Below are 21498 nucleotides of genomic sequence, written 5' to 3'. Positions count from 1 at the left end.
GATCGGCAGTGACGCAGGTAACGGCGGCAATGCTAAGTCAGGTCTCAATGCTGAGATCAAGAACGATATGCCTACAACCGTTCCAAGCGGCGTTGAAAAGACAAGTCAGTGCAAGGTCGAGAAAAAGACCTATATGTGCAAATACACAGGCAAACAGAAGACTTGTAACGTAATCCTGCCTCCAAACTATAATTCAAGCAAGAAGTATCCTGTAATGTTTGTTCTTCACGGTATCATGGGCAGTGAAAACGACATGGTAAGCGGTATGGGCGTACAGGAGCTTATGACAGGTCTTATGACCAGCGGTAAAGCTGAGGAGTTCATTGTTGTGACTCCAAATATGTTCACAAGTAAGACAATGAGCGGTCCGAGCGGTATCAACCAGCAGACCTGCGCTGAGTATGATAACTTCCTCTATGATGTTACCGACAGTCTTCTTCCTTTCATCAAGGAAAACTACTCTGTAGCAGAAGGCAGAGAGAATACAGCTATCACAGGCTTCTCAATGGGCGGACGTGAGGCTATCTACTGCGGACTTATGCGTCCTGACGTATTTGGTTACGTAGGCGGTGCTTGCCCTGCTCCCGGTATCACACCCGGTTCGGATATGTATATGCAGCACCCGGGCTGTATGCAGGAAAGTGAAATGAAGTTCAGAGATGTTGGACCTGAGCCTGCTGTATTCATGATCACAGGCGGTACAAACGATTCAGTTGTTGGTACATTCCCTAAGCAGTATAGTGATATCCTTACAAGAAACGGCGTTGAGCACGTTTACCAGTCAATTCCTGGCGGCGGACACGGCGCAGAGTCAGTTAAGCCTCATCTCTACACATTCTTCAGATATGTATTCAAGGGAAAAGAGACTTCAGTAGTTACAACAACGACAACTGCAACTATGACCACAACTACTACAACTACAGCAGTTCCTGTAGTTACAACAACTGTTGACATCAAGGCTGTACTTGAAGCGAATGTAACAAAGTGGGGCGATGCTAATAACGACGGCGACGTTGATATGAGCGACGTTGTTCTTATAATGCAGTCACTTGCAAACCCGAACAAATACAGACTTGATAGTCCTGGCTTCTACAATGCTGACGTAAGTGAAGCAGGCGGCGGTATTACTTCAAATGATGCCCTTGCTATCCAGAAGTTCCTCTTAGGTACAGTTTCAAAGCTTCCTGAGAGTTATGCAAGCAATATCCATGACGGTGGATATGATGTTACTACGACCAAGAATGCTACTACAACGACTTCTGTTGTTACATCAACCGTTGCTCCGATAGCTAATGCTTCTATAAAGGAGAATTTCGATTCAGGTGTCGGTGACTGGACAGGCAGAGGCGGAGCTTCTGTTGAAACATCTGATACTGCATACTACGGTACTTCGGGTAAATCACTCTTTGTTTCAGACAGAAGTGCAGAGTGGAACGGTGCAGCTATAAATCTCGGCACTGACTTTAAGGCAGGTCATACATACAGCATCAGCTTAGGCGCACTTCAGCTGTCAGGCAGCGATGCTACAATTCAGATCTCTCTCCAGCAGGGCGGCAACGGCGGCGGTAGTGCGGTATATACATCTATCGCTAAGGATACCTGCAAGAGCGGTGAGTGGACAAAGATCGAGAATACATCATTCACTGTACCTGACAATACAGGTGATATGATACTTTATGTTGAGACAGTTGAGTCCTCAGGCGATCTTATGGACTTCTACATCGATGATGTTTTAGTTGCAGCAGAGGGCACAAAGTCTACAGTAACAACAGGCGGCACTGGCAAGGTTCCTGAGATAATCATTCCCGAGAAGCCAGATATCGACACATCGAAATGGGATAACTACAAGGAGACAGCTTCTTCACAGTATATCGACTTCTACAAGAGCTCGATAAAGCATTTCGGAAATACATACAGACTTGACAGCAAGCTTGCAGCTGCTGAAGCAGGTCAGCCTCTTACAATAGCTTACCTCGGCGGCTCTATCACAGAGGGCAAGAACTATACATCACCATTCTCGAACTATGTAAAGTCTACATTCGCTAAGGGCAGCTTCAAGGAGATCAATGCAGGTCTCTCAGGTACATCTTCAGTTGTAGGACTTGTCCGCAGCGAGCAGGAGATCGTTTCACAGAAGGCTGATATCATCTTCCTTGAGTTCTCGGTTAACGATCATGAGGATATCATGTACAAGAAGTGCTTCGAGAGCTGTATCAAGAAGTTCCTTGATATGCCAAATGAGCCTGCTGTAATTGTTCTTATTACTCGTGCACAGGGCGGTTTCTCAAGCCAGTCACAGATGTATCCTATCGGTAAGAATTTCGATATCCCTGTTATCAGTATGGACGATGCACTTACAAAGGCATTCAACAGCGGATTCCTCAAGACAAGCGATTACTACTCAGACGAGTATCACCCACATCAGAAGGGCGGACAGCTCATCGCTGACTGTCTCGCATACTACTTCCGTCAGGCAATGAAGAGCGAGCATCTTTCAGCTTCATATGAGCTTCCTACAAAGGCTGTATATGGTATGGAATACGCAAACTGCGTAAACGTTAATCCAAAGGATCTGGACAGCTTCAACGCAGGTTCATGGACATCAGGTTCAGGATATAACAGCAGCAAGTCTCTCAACTATTCATACAACCTCAACGGCGGTAATCCGATGAAGTTCAAGACAACAGGCAAGGGACTCATAATCGTATTCAAGGCTAACAGCTCAGGAATGGGCAGCATCAATGTAACTGTAAACGGCAAGACCACAAAGGTAAACGGCAACAAACAGTACACATGGGGCGGTCCTGACGCAGAACTTGGCTACTATCAGGAAACATCAGGAGAGCTTGATGTTTCTATCACAGGAAGCGGCAGTTTCACTATCTGGGGCATTGGTCTCATAAAGTAAAGTAATAATAAAAGCGGTGTTTTTCGTTAGCGAAGAACATCGCTTTTCCTTTTATAACATTCAGTATTTTTTATTAGTGTTTACTTACAAAGTCTACCTTATTGCTTTGTGTGAAATGCTGATATTCACTTATACATTGTAAACTTTTATAATAATACATTGAAATATTTGTGCAAAAGTGGTAAAATTTGTGTATGAATTAATGAAAAAGTTGTTTCGATTAATCTATATTGCTATTATAAATCATAGTGCTATAAAAAAGGGGTGGAACTATGAAATTTCAAGAGATTGTTGATAATATCGGTCCCGCAGCCTGTATTGTGTCAATTGAAAAGCTGGACGGCGGCAATTACGGGAAAGTCCGTATTGTTACTGGAAATCGCTCATATATCGACACCATTGAAAAGCCTATGGGCGATATGAAGATGCTTGCGAATAAATTTGTACCAGATACTGAATATACTGACTATGTACCGCGAGATCTGAATTTTGAGGGAGCGTGTTATGAGGCGGCTGTAAAGAAGAAATGTGTCAATTCTTATGCCCACCCTACAAGGTATTATGATGTGTGGTTCAATATGTCGTTTATACCTTTGTATCCTGATGAGGAAAATATAAGCTATTGTTTGTATATAGTTGAGGTAAACTTAAAGCCTGATGCAAAAAGAATGTCAACGATTTCAGCTGACATCGCTTCATATGTTCTTGAAACCTGTATCAAACTCCAAAATCCTGACGACTTTAATGCTGCAATGAAAGAGATATGTATGGATATCAGAGATCTGTGCGATTCAGAGCATTGCTGTATTTTGCTAATGGATACTGAAAAACGCAAATGTTCCGTACTCTGTGAAGCGTTTTCAAAAGATACAAAGCTTTTGCCTATGGATACATATGTTGATGACGCTTTTTATGATATTGCGTATTCGTGGCTGGACACGATAGAGGGAAGCAACTGCATTATGGTAAAAAACGGGCATGATATGGACATAATAAAAGAACGTAATCCTATATGGCATAATTCGATCACAAGCGCAGGTGGTAAAACTATTGTTCTTTTTCCACTGATATTTAAAAGCGAACTTTTGGGTTATATATGGGCGATCAATTTCAGTGATGATAAAGCTTTAAAAATCAAGGAAACTCTTGAACTCACAACGTTCATACTTGCATCTGAGCTGTACAGCTATAAAATGATCGAACATCTCAAGTATATGAGTTATACTGATGCGCTTACTAAACTTCCTAATCGTTTTGCCTGCGCAGAGTATATTTTTGATCTTATAAATCGTGAAGTCAGTTTTACAGCTGTATCAATCGATCTTAATAATTTTAAGAGCGTAAATGATACCCTTGGATTTAAAGCAGGTAATAAAGTCCTGATCGAAATATCAAACAGATGGAAAGCTATTTCAAATGATACTAACTCAGGAACAACCGACTATATAACGCGAATTAACGGTGATGAGTTTTTACTTGTAATTTACGGGTACAACGATGAAGCTGCATTAAGAAATGCAATTTCACGGTATGCAGATGCACTTGTAGATCATCTGACTGTAGACGGATGCGATCTTTATGTGACGGCAAGTTTTGGATATGCTGAGTTTCCGACAGACGCAAGCACAGCGGATTCGCTTTTATCAAACGCTAATTTGGCTATGAATGAAGTAAAGAAACCCAACAGCAGCGATCATATCCTTAAATATTCCCGCGATATCGTAAAGAATGAACGTACTCTTGAAATAGAGAACATAATAAGAAAGGCACTGAAAAAAGATACAATTTACTTCAATTTACAGCCACAGTATGATATGGAGCACAAACTGCGCGGTTTTGAAGCGCTGGCTCGTATGAGAGATTTAGAAGGTAACTTTGTTTCTCCAGGAGAATTCATACCTGTTGCAGAAAAAGTTGGACATATCGACAAGGTTGACAGTATGGTCTTTAAAAAGGCAACAGCTTTTTTCAGCAGTCTTATTAAAAAAACAGGACAGAATATGACTTTAAGTCTCAATGCTTCGGCAAGACATCTTATGAAAAGCGGATTTATTGATGAGATACGCGAGCTTATAAACAGCAATGACATAAGTCCCAATCAGCTTGAGATAGAGATCACGGAATCTATTCTCATTGATTCCGCGGATAAATCTTTACACTGTATTAACGAACTCAGAGATATGGGTATCAAACTTGCGATAGATGATTTTGGTACAGGCTATTCGTCTCTCAGCTATCTTAATAAAATACCTGCTAACCTTCTGAAAATAGACAAATCCTTTATTGACAAGATAAATGCCAATGAGTCCTCAAAGCAATACGTTGCTGCTATAATATCTATGGGACATATTATGGGACTTGATGTTATTTCAGAAGGTGTCGAGGAAGAAAAGCAGCTTGACGCGCTGCGAAGTATAGGCTGCGACTTCGTACAGGGGTATATCTGGGGACGACCTTTATCCGCTGAAGACGCTGAAAAGCTTGTAATGGATATTACTTGCCGATGAAATGTACTTTTACACTTACAAAACAAAAAAATCTCCTGTGATATATAATGATCACAGGAGGTTTTGATATATACATATTTACTTTGTATCCGCTTTCGGTTTATGTATCAGATTTAATACAGGCTTTTTAATGAAACGCGAATAGAGTTTCATTAAAGCGACAGGGCCTAATAATCCAACTAAAAAGTATACGTATTTAAACTGTGAAATATATTCCCAGCGATACCAGTTTGAGTCCTGGAACGCTTCAACATCAAAGTAGGGGATAGATTTAAACTTGTTTATCAAGAATATGACGCAATTAAGAAGATTGAAAAATATTACATGAAAACTCATAATATAAAAAGTGTTTTCAGAAATAGAGTTGACGACCTTGCTGTTATAGAATGGTGAACCGATAAGCTCAACAAGCTCGATCCAGAAAAGCATTCCGACAACACCTGAGATCAACGGCGTAACAGCATATGGACTTGTAAAACCTGTTAAAGTTGCCATACTGTCAAAAGCAATATCGTATTCATTTGGCATGAAGAATATTCTTATGGTGTTTATCATGAGCAATATCGACATCAGCAAAAGGTGATTTGCCTTCTGGAGCTTTGCTTCAATTTCTTCGCGATAAAGAACACCCATTTCCATGAAAGGCAGGAAGAACAATACCTTAAACGGAAGAAGCAGATAATCGGAGAATTCATGGCTTTTTGCATACCATACAACAAGTATATTGAAAGCTATAAAAGGGACAAGAGCAACTTTACTGTTCCAGTGGTCGGAAAGAATCTTTTTCATCAATGCGTAAACGATCTGAACTGCAAAAAGCATAGGAGCGAACCACATTGGAAGAGCGATAGTGGATATCTCTCCGCTTGTAAAGACGTTCGCTAATGCTTTTAGTTTATAATCAAGGTAAAAAGGCTGCATAGCTTCTGTTTTTAAGCATAGTATCAGCCATTCTATTATCAGTGCAAGAACTGAAACTACCAGATAAGGCAGCAGAAGGGTTAAAAATTTTCTCTTTGTGTACTTAAAAAGGTTTGTGTTCTTATCAACCTTATTGAAGTAACCCGATATAAACACAAACATTGGCATAAAAAACGAATTAAAAGGAAAATAATTGCTGAAAAGACCAAAAGCCCCCCAAGTATGTGAATCAACGACCATGATAATTCCAATGGCGGACAGGACCATGAATTTCTTATTTGCTTTTGCCAAAAAAATCACTCCTATAAAATCAAGAATTAATATTGAACTTGCCAAAAAACTATTAACTGATGATATATATATATATTGATTAGTCTGTTTCAATTCGGTATAATAAAATATTAAAAAGTGTGGCTATATTTAGAATAAGTTAGTTTCTAAGCATTATCCATTTATTAATCATAACAGAAGCTTGAGCTGTTGTCAACATATAAATAAAAAAATATATGATATTCTTAATTTAAGTCGCTTCATCAACAAAAATAGGCTTTATATAGCATTTTTAATTTTATTATTATTTGCTAAGCTGAAAAAAGTAATGTATAAATTTTTTAAAGTTAAAATGATAAAAACTAAATTTTTTCCACCTAATGCGTGATAAAATGGGTTTAAAAACGGTTCTAAATGTTATATTATGAATATAACATTATTATAAAAACAAACTGACATACAGGAGGTATATACTATGAGAATGACAAAAAAACTCCGATCTTTTTTGGCAGCCACCCTTGCAGGAACAATGGTAGCTTCTGCCGCATTGAGTGTTCCAAATAATACATTAGCTCGAAAGATTGATGCGAATGCGGCTTCGTCTGATATTGATCCAAACGGATACTACTGGCATGATACATTTGAAAGCGGAACAGATGACTGGGAAGGCAGAGGCGGAGCTATTGTAGAAAGGAGCAGCACAGCATATGTAGGGAGCTATGCATTAAATGTTTCCGATAGAGGCAGTGCATGGCACGGTGCGCAAAAGACTCTTGATGCTTCTGTATTCAAAGCAGGGGAGAGCTATAGTTTCAGTGTAGCAGTTTCAGGAAACGGAAATATAATGCTTTCGCTCCAGTATACAGACTCTTCTAATAAAACGATTTACGATCATATTGCTGACGGTCAGTCATCAGGCGATTACATACAGCTTACAAATCCTGATTACACGCTGCCTTTGGGCTCAGATTATATACTCTATGTTGAAACAGAATCCGGAACATACGATTTCAGCATTGACGAGGTAATAATTGCAGGCACAGGTTCTGAAATTGATGTTCCGAAGCCTGTTGATACTATACGCGGAGACATAAACGGTGACGGTATAATCGATGTATTTGATATCGTTACGGAAAGAAAGGCACTGATAAGCTATATGGCTGGTTCATTTGCGAGTACAGGTATAAGTATCGGGACTGTGGATGTTGACGGCGACGGCAGTTTTGCAGTCAACGATCTTGTCCTTCTTTCAAAATTTATTCTTGGACAAACTAAAGAGTTTCCGCCTATCGTTACTACGACAACAACTACAACTGCTCCGCCTGTGACTACTACAACAAGCACAGTGGACTATATGGCAAGTATTCGAGATAAGATAACGGTAAACGTACCTTCATCAGTTTTGAAAAATGCTGAAGGTAAAATAGAGCATATTACATATTTCTCTAAAAAAGCAAACCGAAATAAAGGCGCTAATGTTTGGCTGCCTCCAGGATATGACAGCAGTAAGACATATCCTGTATTTTATGTTAATCACGGATACGGCGGTGATGAATCGTCTATGGTCAACGGTATGGGCGTTCGCGAAATAGCTACAAATCTTATAAAGAGCGGCGATGCAGTGCCAATGATAATTGTATTTACAAATCAGTATACAGACCCTCAGCATGAGGAACAGACAGGCAATGGTCAGGCAGATGTTCCCGGATATGATAACTTTGTAGAAGACCTTCCTGATAGTCTGATGCCATATATTGAATCTCACTACCCTGTCAAAACAGGACGAGAAAACACTGCGATAGCAGGTTTCTCAATGGGCGGAAGAGAATCTCTGTATATCGGTATGAAGTGCTGTGATAAGATCGGTTACATAGGCGGCGGTGCACCTGCTCCAGGTATCTTCCCGACGAAAGATCAATTTATGACACACCCGGGCGTAATGAGCAAAGATGAGATACGTATTGATCCGCCATACTCGCCATATATACTGATGATCGCAGGCGGAACAAGTGACAATATGGTCAATGATTTCCCGAAACAGTACAGCGACCTGTTTACACAGCATGGTACAGAGAATATTTATATTTCAGTACCCGGCGGCGGTCATGACAGCAGTACAGTTATTCCTTTAATGTATAATTTCATAAAATATATTTTCAAAGCATAATTAATGTTAAATCTTTATACTGACATTGATGAATTAAAAAAATTGTTGTATGATTGCACCGCTTAAAAGCGGTGCATCGTTTTAAGTTTTGAAGATGTTCATAGCCAATATATTGCATATAAAATTTTTTTGAAAAAAGCGCGTAGTTTTTTCATTTTTTATCGTCTAATAAGTGAAAGCATCTAAAAGCTTTTGTATTATTGTTCGTATGAGGAGGAGTAGGATATGAAACGAGCTAAATCCAATAATGATATTTCGGATATAATGAAGAAAAGTCCAAAGGGCGAAGATGAATATATTGAAGTTGTTAACAGTACAGAACGTATTGAATCTTCACATCGTATGCTGCGTATTGTAAGTGCGATTGCTGCAAGTACTGTACTGATAACGGGAATAGGTGCAACAGGTTATCTGTTATATAAAAACAAATCACAGAATTCCAGCCTTTCTGAGGAGGAAGTAGTTTCACTCACTCAAGCGGCTGAAACCACAGAGACTTCAGAGGCTGAGACGGATTCAAATTCGGTTGCTCCATTTGCTGATTTCAGACAGATCTATTTCGGAATATACGAACTCAACAATTATGATTTTCCTGTGTATTCAGATGCGACCTATGACAAACTTGCAATATTTTTGAATAGCTTTAACTGGGGAGAAGCAAGCAAAATCGCTGAGAAATACATTCCTGATTTCGATAATTATGAAGGCAAAGGTTATGATATAGGATGGCAAAAAGGAGATATATGGTTTTATGTTTATGTTACAGAGAAAGGAAAAGCATATTATTTAGAGAAAAAATGCAATCCTGACGGAAACTGTTTTGATTATCCTATCATAGCAAGCTCTGTCTATAATATTGATTATGCGACATTTGATAAGGGCATACAGGATATTTGGAGCAGTGATGTTCCCGATACAGGTGATTATCTCTCTAAAATGGATAAAATGTATCTCACTCAGGGCGAATTCCTCAATGGCATAGTGAAACGCTATAAAGACTTCGATTCTGAAGAGGTCGTTCCTGAGAATCACAAGTCATTCAATGCGCTTCAGGGCTTCCTCAGAGATGATTTTGTTGGTATGCTCAAAAAAGAGAAGGATATTGACTATAACAGTGATGAACTGATCTATACAGTTGAATGTTATTATACGACAAGCAGCACAACTACTCGTAGATTAACTTACTATATCAGCGGAAACGGTTTTGCAAACCTCTGTGAATATGAATTGACCGATACCGATGAAATCCCTACAGGCTGTTCAAACTATTATATTGATATTCAAGAGTTTGAAACTGTTCTTAATGACATTTTAAGCGGCAAGTATGATGATAAGTATTCTTTCGAGGCAAAGACAACGACAACAGCTGTAACTACATCTTCAACTACGAATGAAACGACTACAGTGCCCGCGGCTGTACAGGAGAATGTTCCCGAGGAAGAACCAAAAGATGAACCTGTAGAAAAAGAGCCCACTGATGAAGATATCTTCAGAGAGTATTATATTTCAGAGCATAACGGTTGGAACGGTTCTTACGATGGTAAGTATGAGGCAATAGATGAAAATGGAAATATGGTCGATTTCAAGGACGAAATAAACTGTTTGATCTATAGAGCTGATTATTGGTTTAAATCTGACAGGGTTCTTGGTCCGATTGCCGATGAAGAGGATGCCATTGCCAAGGGCAGAGATATACTTCTCAGGCTCAATGGACAAGAGTACGTAGATGACCATGAAAAAGAATATGTTGTATGGTCTAACGGTACAAAGATAATCAGAGACAATCCATGTTATTTAGCAGACTATAATGCTGACTATGATATTTGGGATTTCCGTCCAACATTATTTTCAGGTTCATCAGAAGACGGACAGTATCACACAGCAACGCCCGGTTCTGTTCCACACTTTTATATACGCGGGTGTGACGGCAAGATATTAGCTTGTTTCCACTAATTTTTTATAGAGATATAAGTTACGTTTAGAGATCTGAATTTATAATAAAAAGTCTGTATTTCAAAAAGATGAAGTACAGACTTTTTATCTGAAAGTTTTGATTATGTATGGTACACAAGACATAAAAACGGCTGCAAGTATTTTTGCAGCCGTTAAATATTATAATGTTAGTTCTGGAATGCTATGCGGAAGAAGTTATAGAGATGAGCTCTTATACAGTTATCACCGTGATAACCGCCGTTTACATAGTGCCAGATATGCGGAACGCCATTTTTCTCAAAGCTATTGTGGTAGCTTCTGGGATTGTCGCCGACAGTCTGGTCATTGCTTCCTGCGGTTATCATCAGGAAGTAAGGCTCATTACTGCTGTCCCACTTGAACGAACCTGTAACGCCTGGAGCGGGGCAGATAGCACCGATATAGCCTATCTCATCAGACATCTGCATTCCGATAAGGAGTGACTCACGTCCGCCCATTGAGAAGCCTGTGATAGCGGTATTTTCCTTACCTGTCAGAACGCTGTAGTTCTTCTCGATCTCAGGCATAAGATCGTTCTTGAGCTGATTGATGAAGTTATCGTAAGCTCTGTTGTTATTGTCGTCCATACCTGTAACTGCATCTTGAGTAGCGCTTGAGTATACATCAGGGAATACGCAGATCATTTCCTTTGCCGCACCCTCAGCAATAGCATTGCCAAGCATCTCGCGGGTATGCATCACAGCGTTTCCCGTTGTGAGCATTCTGTCAGGATTTTCGTAGTAGCCGTGAAGAATATACATTACAGGGTACTTCTTGTTTGGATCGTAGTTTGGAGGCAGAAGAACGTTGTATTTCTTGTTTCTCTTGCAGGTATTTGAATAATAGGTCTTCTTCTGTATCTCGCCGTATGTCACGCCGTTCTTTGACTGATTTGCGGAATCAGGTTCTTTTTCTGCAATATTTGACTGTACCTTAGCTGTGAAATCCTTCATTGAAAGATGAGAAACTATTTCAGCAGTGGTAGTTGTTGTCGTTACAACAGTAGTAGTTGTAGTAGTGGTTTTTGTTGTTGTAGTTGTTGTTACAGGTGCAGTAACTGTCTTGATATTTTCAGAATAGCTCTCGGGCAGTTCTTTTGTTATACCCAAAAGGAACTTCTGGATAGTAAGCGCATCGTTTGAAGTAATGCCGCCGCCTGCTTCGTTTACGTCAGCATTATATACGCCTGTATCACTGAGCTTATATTTGTCAGGATTAGCGAGCGACTGCATAATAAGGACAACATCACTCATATCTACAGTATTGTCACCATTAGCATCGCCCCACTTTGTGACCTTTGAATTAAGTATTTCTTTTAGATCCTGTACAGGAGGTTCTGTGGTCGGAGGTGTAACTACAGTCTTCGGACCTTCTATAACTGTACCGTCTACAGCTGCAAAAAAATTATCAACATAGAAGTTTGTAGCAGGTGTATCGTCGTCAGAGTCGCCCTCAGTTTCAACATATACAAGAGGACTCTTTGTGCCCACAGGAATTTTGAAGCTTGTGTTTGCGAGCTGTGTCCATTCACCCTTATTTACTTCCTGTGTATCGATCTTCTCGTAGTGAGCCTCATCATCTGAGCCTGTATACTGGAGTGTAAGGTGGAATTTAGTGGTAGGTGCACCTTCATTATACTTTACAATAGCTGAGAAGCTGTAGCTTTCTCCTGCTTTGAACTTATAGTTAAGGTTCTTGCCGACACCCTTCCATGAAGCTGAACGATCGGTACAGTATACAGAGCTTTCGCCCTCATATGCTTCGTCCTTGCTTATTTCAACAGTTGCACCGCCTCTGTCTGAGCATCCGTCAAGTTTGCCCTCGAATGTGTTCTTGAAGATATATGTCTGGTCAGTTTCTGTAGAACTTGAACCTGCACCGTCGAACTTCCACCAGTCAACGTTCATGAGATATCCGTCTCCGCCGTTGAATACGAGGTAGAGATCATGTTCGCCGTCAGCACCTGCTACGTCACATGAAACTTCTTCCCAGTTCTGCCAGCCGCCTGTACCGCCGACTTTAAGATTGCCCACAATAGGACCGGTCTTGCTGTCAAGGTGAAGTTCGATATTTCCGCCGCTTTGAGCAGAAGCTACGCAAGCTGTAAATTTATCTGCACCTTCGCCGAAGTCAACTCCTGCTACCTTTATATATGCACCTTTCTTTATGCTGCCTATATTAACTGAGTTTGAAGCATCTTTTTCGGTCTTGATGCCCTCGCTCCAGCAGATAGTCTCGGCTTCTACTCTCACGAATGGATTGAGAGCTTCAAGCTGATCGGGGCCGCTGGTGGTGAGCTTCATAACAGGGATAGTACCGTCGGCATTGTATGTGAACTCCTCACATGAAGCACTTCGGTTATACGAACCACCGCCTGGGATACCGCTCTTATGATAGAAGAAATATGAGTGGTCTTTATAATCAATGATACCGCCGTGTGTTGTAAAGCAGTTTGAACCCTGCTGTAAAACGCCGCGGTATGTCCACGGACCTGTTACAGACGGACCTGTTGCATAGCACTGGCTCTCACCGCCGAAGCCGTCAACAAATGATGCCCACACAAGATAGTAGAGATCATTATGCTTATATATCCACGGACCTTCCCCGTAGGTCGTGCCCTTATTGCTTGAGCCGAACTGCTGCGAGTTCATGTCGAACTGCTGTATCGGACCGTCAAGCGTTACCATATCTTCCTTCAGTTTAACATAATAGCATTTCGGATTTCCGAACATGAGCCATGCCTGACCGTCATCATCTATTATGACAGTCGGGTCGATGTAGTCCCAGTTTGGACCGCAAAGCGGCTTTCCATTAGGATCACTGTATGGTCCTTCGGGCGAATCTGCCACTGCAACACCGATAGCTCTTCCTCCGCCGCCTTTATTTGTGGTAGTGAAATAGAAATAATACTTGCCATTGCGCTCGATACACTGTGAAGCCCATGCATCATTTGCATTGCACCATGAGAATGATGTATCCTCAAGTATTCTGCCATGATCTGTCCAGTTCTTCATATCCTTAGTGGAGAAGCACTGCCAGCCTGTCATGTAGTAGAAGTCGTTGTTTCCTTCACGGTCACAGCCTGTAAATACATACAGCTCATCTCCGAATACAACAGGGGCAGGATCAGGTGTAAATGATGTTTGTACAATGGGGTTTTCTGCGTTGGTGACAGTAGGAACTGTCGCGCAAAGACTTATAGCTGTCATTGCAGCTATAGCAATTGCTGATAATCTTTTTCTCATACCAATTCTCCTTTTTTATTTTTAATATCCCTTTTTAATGTGTGACTACAGAGCCCTTCTATAGTCATTTTACACTTTATATATGTTAAGATAATATTAACATATTAATTCACTAATTTCAATCCACATTTTTGCGGATTTAGTGGATAAAATGCAGAATTTTAAGGAAGTTTTCAACATTTAAATTGTTAATTAATTATAATATAGAGTAAAAGTATATAAAAACAGCCTTGCTCCATAGTGGAACAAGGCTATTGTGAATATTTTAAACAAATCGCGCATAAACGCTTTTATATTATAATTTTTGTTTTATCTGATCTGCGGGGATCAAAGAATGATCAAACATTACTTCGGAGTGATTGTCCAGCACAAGTTCTTTTTTTATAAGTTTACCTGATGATCTGCCGTAAGCTTCCTTGTATATCTTGGATACTCTGAAATACTTATTTCCTTCCTTTTGGAAATGATGTCCTTCCTCAACAAGTTTGTATACATACGGGAATTCATTATCACTTCGCAGTTCTACGTGAAGATTATCCTCATCACACCAAGCGAGCAGCTGAACATTCTGAGCGGTATTATTTCTGAATCTATAGTCAATATAGTTGTAATTTACGGAAGTTCCCGAACTGAATGGGATTCGTTCTCCTTCATCAGGTGCAAGAGCGTCTGAATGATTATGAAACTCTGTTATTTCCAGTGGACTGTGAAGTATGGTTCTATGGATAGTATTGCTGAGATTGCATAATCCTCCGCCTATTCCGGGAATAAGTTTTCCCTGAACTATAACTCGTCCGTCCTTATAACCGCGGCGTTTTGTCGTTTTGCCAACAGTATGCCAGAATGAGAAAGTTTCGTTGGGACGTATGATAATTCCATTGATTTTTTTACAGGCAAGGCGAATATTGACTGCCTTATTCACCTGAAGAGTAAGATCAATGCCCGGACCGCGCTTTATCAGGTGGGAATCCTGACGGTATACAAGGTTCGGCAGTTTCTTTTTTGATCTTGTTTCAGCATAGTTTGTTTTATTAAGGAAATTTTTGATATGCCTGATGCAAATGCCTTTTTGTTCGGATATAGCATAACAGGTCGGGTTGATATCACAGAATAGTTTATCCTTGTTCCAAAGCATTTTTATCTTCCTTTTTTATGTAAATATCGCCGAGACGGCTTCTGTACTTTTTATTTCTGCGGTAAAACCACAGTATAACTTTTTCGATATACCTTTTTTTGCCTATATGCTTTTCGTTCGGCAGCTGAATGAAATGAACAAGAATATTTGGTATACCGCAGCGATTGGCTCCGACTATATCAATGAACATCTGGTCGCCAATGCAAACTGCTTCTTCTTTGCCTACACCAAGCATTTTTAGGGCTTTTAAATAAGCCGCAGGCTGTGGCTTTTCAGCGTCACAGATGTATAGTGTATCAATATTCTTTATAAATCTTTGAACACGCTCTTCATCGTTATTAGTAAGCAGCAATGTTTTCAGCCCAATCTTGTGTATATTGCGAAAAAGGGCATCTACCTGCGGAGTTGAATTATCCCCATGATGAACGAGAGTATTATCAATATCGAAAATAACAGCGCGAAAGCCTTTATCACGAAGTTTAGCGTAGTCTATAGAGAAAACACTTCTTGTGTATGCGTACGGATAAAAACGTCTGAACATTCTTAATCACCACGTTTTTCAAGGTAATCGCATACCTTATCTATCTGTTCGGAAAAGCTTCCGCCGAACTTGTTCTCAAAAAATGCACTGCCTATAGTAAATGCACAGGGAGAGATGCTTTTTATTTCATCAAGACGCTCGAAACTGTCAACGCTTCCTGCTATACATACGCGAGAATTAACTTCGTTAACCATGCGTTTGTTGAGTTCGAGAGGATCTTCCGTGTATCTGTATCCCAAAAGATCAATGCCGTATACACCTTTAGATACATATGTCTTTGCTTCTGCGATCATATCATCTATGCTTCCTTCAAGTATGGAAGGTCTTTCCGATACTTTACCTACAAACGGCATATATTTTATATTATTTCTTTTACATATTTCGCTGACCTTATCTGAATATATAGTACCCATTAGGATATCACATTTACATTCAACAGCAAGCATAGTTCCTTCAATACATTTATCTTCGGTATAAGCAACTACTTCAAGAACAGTAGTTTTACCACATTCTTTCATGTATCTGTAAAGAGATATCATCTCATCGTGCGGAAGTGCTTCCTCTTTTAGCCCGAAGTACCGAGCTTTGGAATTTTTACAGCTGTCAAATATTTCATAAGCGTTTTTGACAGTTCTGTCATTGTACGTAAGCATAACGATAAGAATTGGAGTTTTTTTCATTTGTTTACACCGACCTGTAGATAATGTAGTCTTTTTGAGCATATAACATTATGATTATAGCATATATCATTATTCAAGTCAATAAATATCATAAAATGGTGATATATGTAACATAAAATAGTGATATATGTAACTATAAGTTTTAATTATCCTATTATACAATTGACAGGCTGTATAATACGATGATATGATATAGATAAGAAAAAGTATCATTTTTGAAAATTTATGTGCGTAAATTTTTAAATCCATGCGTCTAATAGATAGAAAGCAAATTTGCCTTAAAAATTTAAGGAGGGAAATCAAATGGGAAACGATGCAGATCGCTACCGCCGTTTCCTTGATGGTGATGATAATGGACTAATCGAAATAATAGATGAATATCATGAGGGTATGTCGCTTTACCTCAACAGTATAGTGAACGATATGAACCTTGCAGAGGATATAATGCAGGATGCTTTCGTTAAGCTCGCCATTAAAAAGCCTGCTTTCAAAGGAAAATGCTCATTTAAAACGTGGCTGTTCACTATTGCGAGGAACTGTGCCATCGACCATCTGAGGAAAGCACAAAAGAAATCGGTTCTGTCTCTTGATGAGCAGATACAGATACCCGATGTTACGGACACAGAAAAGGAGTTTCTCAAAGGAGAGCAGAACGTTGAGCTGTATAAAGCTATGAAACGTCTTAATCCTGATTATTATCAGGTGCTCTACCTAATGTATTTTGAGGACCTCGATACATCGGATATCGCCAAGATAATGCACAAAGCAAAACGACAGGTCAGCGACCTAATTTTCAGGGCAAGAAAGTCGCTAAAAAACGAACTGGAAAGGAAGGGCTTTGTTTATGAGAAATACTAAAGATATAGCCGATGCCGTATTCAGGATAAGGGACGAATATCTTGAACAAAAGAAGAAAAAGCATATACGCATAGAAAAAGCCTGTGCCGCAGTTTCGGTTATGGCGGCTGCGATCGCAATAACAGCAGGATCTGCAAAATTACTCTCGTACAATAAGCCTTTAAACGATAATGAGATAATCACGGTCACTGACGCAACAACGGTGCTCCCGACTGAGACCGTTACTACTGTAAATACTGCTTACACTACCGTAATTACATATGCATCGTCAGTTCAAATGACGAGCACAACTGCTTCTTTGGCTACAGAAAGCAAGCCCTCAATGATAACATCTGCTGTGTCACGTACAGTTTCAGATGTAAAAGCAATTGAATCATCAGCTGCTGCTGTTAAAGTTACCACAGCTGATACGAATACCATGCCAATAACGACCACAACGGACATAAGCGAAATTGATTGCGAGGAGGTAATCAGAATGAAAGTTGATTATGTAAAAAAATATCTTGCTGCACTCTCGGCAGCGGCTATTGCATCAAGCGGAAATCCAATATCTGCAAACGCAGAGAGCTTGTTTACACCAAAGGCACTTGATCCTAAGGTAGACAGTATACTTTATATAGAGGATAACCTTGACATTTTTGACTTTGACGGCAACGAAAAAATCAATACCATGGACGCATACGCGCTTTACACATATGTAAATGATGCTTCTGAGCTGCCTGAGGGCTACGCTGAAAGATGCGAAGCCAAAGGCGATGTCAACAGCGACGGAAAAGTCGACTTTGTTGACAGCAATATATTCAGAGAGTATTGCTTACTTAAATTCTCTCGTAAAAACTATAGTTATTACACAAACTACAGCAAATATCTGCTCCCTGAGAACACTGATCCGAGTGACCGTGCAGTAAGAAGTATCGTTCCCGATACTCCCGATGATATAAGAGAACTTCTGCTAAATGAATTCGTTAACGAGACGTATACATACGGTTCAGAAAAAAATATAAATGAATTTATAGACTACTGTTTTTGCAATGTAAATATAGATATATTTATGGGCGAAAAGTACAATGACGCATACTTCAAGAGGTTTTCCGATACAGCAAAGAAGGACAATTACAGTTTCGATGTCAATGAGGACGGAGTTACCGACCTAAAGGATCTATATGATATTTACATATATGACGTCGCGTCTGCAGATGAGAAAGGTGATATAAAGAAGAGCTTCTATTTCGGGCAGTTCAATTTAGTCGACGAACATATCGGCGATTATTCAGTCAGCCATAGCGACTACGATAATCCACTTCGTTCACGTCTGCCTCTTTCCGAAGAGTATAAGGAAAACCTCTGGGAAAAGTGTGAGCCGATGTATGATTATGTTTATTCATTCATAAAAAGTGATGATGAAGATTATCCAATGTGCAATATTACAGTTTTTGATTTTATAGCAAGATACGTCATTAATAATACAGAAATAACCACCATAAATAAAACGAGCCTGTATTACGTGCAGTATCATGGAGAAGTCGAACTGTGCGGTCATTCGGTAAGTGAGAGTTTTAAGGACTTCCTTTTATCATTTTTGGATGAGTATTCCGAAAAGCCATTTGTGTATGATCCTAATAGCGGAGAACTGAACGATGCCTATGAAAGGATATACGATTATAAGTTTATGACTAACGAAGAGCTTGTTGCAGCACTACAAAAAACCAAGTCTGATTACGACAGCGGCGTTATTAAAAAAGAATTTTTTGACTTGAATCTGGACGGAAAAGTTGATCCGCTGGATAGCTATACTTATGAATTGTACACTTCTGATCTTCACCAGAAACTGACTGCTGAAACAGGTCTTATACCTGCCGAGCAGAGAAAAAAAATCGAAGAGGATTTCGATCCCGATCAGGACGGTAAATCCGGAACCATAAGCGACGAAATATTCCTTATATATATTGCGGGTCACAGCAGCGATATCCCTCAGTATATGCTTGATGTATACTATCTTGATCTTGTGGAGCAAAAGGGACTGGTAGACCTCAGTGATATACGCCCATTCATTGAAAAGCTCTGCAAGGACAAGGAAAAAGGCGACGTTGATCTTGACGGTATGGTAACAGCTGTTGACTCATGCGAAGTTCTCAAATACTATTCACAGTTATCTGTCGATGCTGATATTGCTCCTGTAACAGAGGCAAAAATGGATTATCTTGCAGATTACAACGGTGACGGTGTTATAGATAGTGTAGATGCATCAGCTATCCTTACAACTTATTCTGAAAACTCAGTTCAGAACTAATGATATAGTTTTATATAAAAGCCATGTAAGTAATTATACTTACATGGCTTTTGGTATGTGAATAATAACGCACTTGCAATCTTCGACAAAACGTTGAAATATATGTTGAAAATAATTGTGCTTGGATTATTTGAAACACGGAAAAGATTTTATTAGCGTTGTTTAAGCTATATTTTTATCAATGTTAGTCGTTTATAAATGTTACCAAATTGTAAATTTCAACTTTAAGATATTGCTTTTAGAGTAAATTAGATATATAATGCAATATAAGCCTGACGGCTAATGATATTAAAGGAGTAAAAATTATGAAAATTAAAAGAATCATTGCTGCAGTAATGGCACTTGTGCTTGTTGGGGGAGCATATCCATTCAATGCAGTAAAAACCACAAGTATCAGCAAAGCATATGCTGCTGATTCAGCATCACCTCAGAGTAACAGCATTGTAAGCAACGACATCAAGTATACTATTCAGAGCGGTAAAGCTATAGTCACCGGTTGTACCGGCAAAGCAAGCGATAATATTATTATTCCTGCTGAAGTAAACGGCTGCCCTGTAACAACTATTGGCAGAGAAGCTTTTTGCAACTATGGTATAAAAACGGTTGTGCTGGGAGAAAATATTGAAAAAATAGAGAGCAGTGCTTTCGAGAATTGCCCTTTACTTACCGAAGTAACTCTTGATGAGAACTTAAAAAGAATTGAGGGGTATGCATTTCAGGATTGTGTGAGTCTTATCAAAGTTAGCGGCGGAGATCTTGAATATCTTGGCAATATGGCTTTTGAAAACTGTGTTCGTTTATCTGAGTTCGACATGGGAGAAAAAGTTAAGTATATTGGCGATTCTGTCTTTGCAAGAACAAATATCAAGGAGCTCGTTATCCCTGAGGGAGTTAATAAGCTTTATGACTGTCCGATTGGTATTAGCCCAGCTTCACCAAGTACAATGTACAATGCTAATGCAACTGTCATTATTAAGAACCCTGAGTGTGAACTGGCAATAAACAGTGTTAGCAAGAAAAGCAACTGGGATAAGTGTCTTATTGTATGCGATGATGAGTCAAAGGCTCATACTTTTGCTGAAAAGTACGATGTGGATTTCTGTACGCCTGAGCAGTACGAGAAAGGCGATTATAACAAGTTTGAGCTCACAGAGCTTGATGAACTTGAATGTCTGAGAAAGTACGGAATGTCATTTGAAAAATGCGAGGGCGGTCTTGCTGTTTATCACATCACTGTACTGAATGGCAATGTACTTGAGATACCTGACGAAGTAGGCGGCTTACCGGTCGTAAAGTGCGAGTTAAATACTGCTTCTGCAAGACCTTCCGGTGTAATGCCTACGGCTGTTTACGATAGAATTGAGAAAGTAGTGATCGGTAAGAATGTAAAGCTTATCGGAGATGCATCTTTTACTGTTTATAGAAACATAAAAGCTGTTGAAGGCGGCGAAGGCTTAGAGTATATAGGTCAAAATGCTTTCTGTAGTTTACAGAAGCTTGAAAGCTTTAATTTTGGCAGCAATCTTAAAACAATAGATAATACCGCTTTTGCAGGTTGTGTAAAACTCAGTTCTCTTGAATTTTCTGACAGCCTTGAGACTATAGGTTATGCTGCATTTGCAAGCTGCATAGGCGTTAATAGTATTAAATTCGGTAACGGATTGAAAAGTATAGGAAATTCAGCGTTCAGCGGATGCAGAATTGCTTCTGTGGAGTTGCCTGAATCACTTGAAAATATCGGCTCAGCTGCATTTGATGAGGCTGTAGTGCTCATTAGTGGAAACAATGAAGAAAAAGCTCCAAGCATAACAGACGAAGGTTATGATAAGTACAAGATGTATGAGCCAATCGTTATCACAGCAAAGAACATTGAGCTTGATAAGATCACATATAGAGCTGAAAACCTCAGACTTATTGACAGAGTGATCGATGAAAACAAGAATATTATCTTCACCTTTGAGTCAAATAAGAGCGGCAATGCATATCTTGTCTTTGATTATGAAGA

12 protein-coding genes are annotated in these 21498 nt (G+C 39.6%); 7 read left to right on the top strand and 5 right to left on the bottom strand.

Annotated elements, in window-relative coordinates; genetic code table 11:
* Both BLW60_RS15735 and BLW60_RS15730 read left to right on the top strand, forming a co-directional pair.
* Positions 1-2908 (top strand): carbohydrate binding domain-containing protein (locus tag BLW60_RS15735; protein ID WP_175460960.1); only part of this gene is annotated, 2908 nt, incomplete at its 5' end.
* Positions 2909-3180: 272 nt separating this feature from the next.
* Positions 3181-5415: a putative bifunctional diguanylate cyclase/phosphodiesterase gene (locus BLW60_RS15730; RefSeq protein ID WP_074719078.1), complete on the top strand. Its 2235-nt coding sequence runs from the start codon at positions 3181-3183 to the stop codon at positions 5413-5415.
* Positions 5416-5493: 78 nt separating this feature from the next.
* Here the strand turns inward: BLW60_RS15730 and BLW60_RS15725 are convergent, their stop codons facing one another.
* Positions 5494-6627, bottom strand: coding sequence for an acyltransferase family protein (locus tag BLW60_RS15725; protein ID WP_074719076.1), 1134 nt, complete (start codon positions 6625-6627; stop codon positions 5494-5496).
* Positions 6628-7081: 454 nt separating this feature from the next.
* Here BLW60_RS15725 and BLW60_RS15720 point away from each other — a divergent pair, with 454 nt between their 5' ends.
* Both BLW60_RS15720 and BLW60_RS15715 read left to right on the top strand, forming a co-directional pair.
* Positions 7082-8773, top strand: coding sequence for an alpha/beta hydrolase-fold protein (locus BLW60_RS15720; protein WP_074719074.1), 1692 nt, complete (start codon positions 7082-7084; stop codon positions 8771-8773).
* A 225-nt stretch (positions 8774-8998) separates the two neighbouring features.
* A complete protein-coding gene (locus tag BLW60_RS15715; protein ID WP_074719072.1) occupies positions 8999-10726 on the top strand; it encodes a hypothetical protein in 1728 nt (575 codons plus the stop codon).
* Between the two features lie 167 nt (positions 10727-10893).
* Here BLW60_RS15715 and BLW60_RS16345 read toward each other — a convergent pair whose 3' ends face one another.
* From BLW60_RS16345 to BLW60_RS15680, 4 genes are all read right to left on the bottom strand, one after another.
* Positions 10894-13989, bottom strand: a complete 3096-nt coding sequence (locus tag BLW60_RS16345) for a family 43 glycosylhydrolase (RefSeq protein WP_242872902.1) — start codon at positions 13987-13989, stop codon at positions 10894-10896.
* 295 nt (positions 13990-14284) lie between these two features.
* On the bottom strand, positions 14285-15124 hold the full coding sequence (locus BLW60_RS15690) for a VanW family protein (RefSeq protein ID WP_074719070.1): 840 nt from the start codon (positions 15122-15124) through the stop codon (positions 14285-14287).
* On the bottom strand, positions 15105-15665 hold the full coding sequence (locus BLW60_RS15685; protein ID WP_074719068.1) for a YqeG family HAD IIIA-type phosphatase: 561 nt from the start codon (positions 15663-15665) through the stop codon (positions 15105-15107). Before BLW60_RS15685 ends, BLW60_RS15690 begins: the two co-directional genes overlap by 20 nt.
* Before the next feature lie 2 nt (positions 15666-15667).
* A complete protein-coding gene (locus BLW60_RS15680; RefSeq protein WP_074719066.1) occupies positions 15668-16345 on the bottom strand; it encodes a hypothetical protein in 678 nt (225 codons plus the stop codon).
* A gap of 303 nt (positions 16346-16648) precedes the next feature.
* Between BLW60_RS15680 and BLW60_RS15675 the strand changes: the two genes are divergently transcribed.
* The 3 genes from BLW60_RS15675 to BLW60_RS15665 all read left to right on the top strand — a co-directional run.
* Positions 16649-17203, top strand: coding sequence for an RNA polymerase sigma factor (locus BLW60_RS15675; protein WP_074719064.1), 555 nt, complete (start codon positions 16649-16651; stop codon positions 17201-17203).
* Positions 17190-19493 carry a dockerin type I domain-containing protein gene (locus BLW60_RS15670; RefSeq protein WP_074719062.1) on the top strand — a complete coding sequence of 768 codons (2304 nt, stop codon included), beginning with the start codon at positions 17190-17192 and terminating at the stop codon, positions 19491-19493. The genes BLW60_RS15675 and BLW60_RS15670 overlap by 14 nt, the downstream gene beginning before the upstream one ends.
* A 305-nt stretch (positions 19494-19798) precedes the next feature.
* Positions 19799-21498, top strand: a 1700-nt coding sequence (locus BLW60_RS15665) for a leucine-rich repeat domain-containing protein (RefSeq protein WP_139283443.1), incomplete at its 3' end; no start/stop codon positions are given.

This window comes from Ruminococcus flavefaciens (genome assembly GCF_900108555.1).
Lineage (GTDB): Bacteria > Bacillota > Clostridia > Oscillospirales > Ruminococcaceae > Ruminococcus > Ruminococcus flavefaciens_P.
The sequence above is the reverse complement of the archived record's forward strand: the minus strand, read 5'-3'. Positions and strand labels throughout refer to the sequence as shown.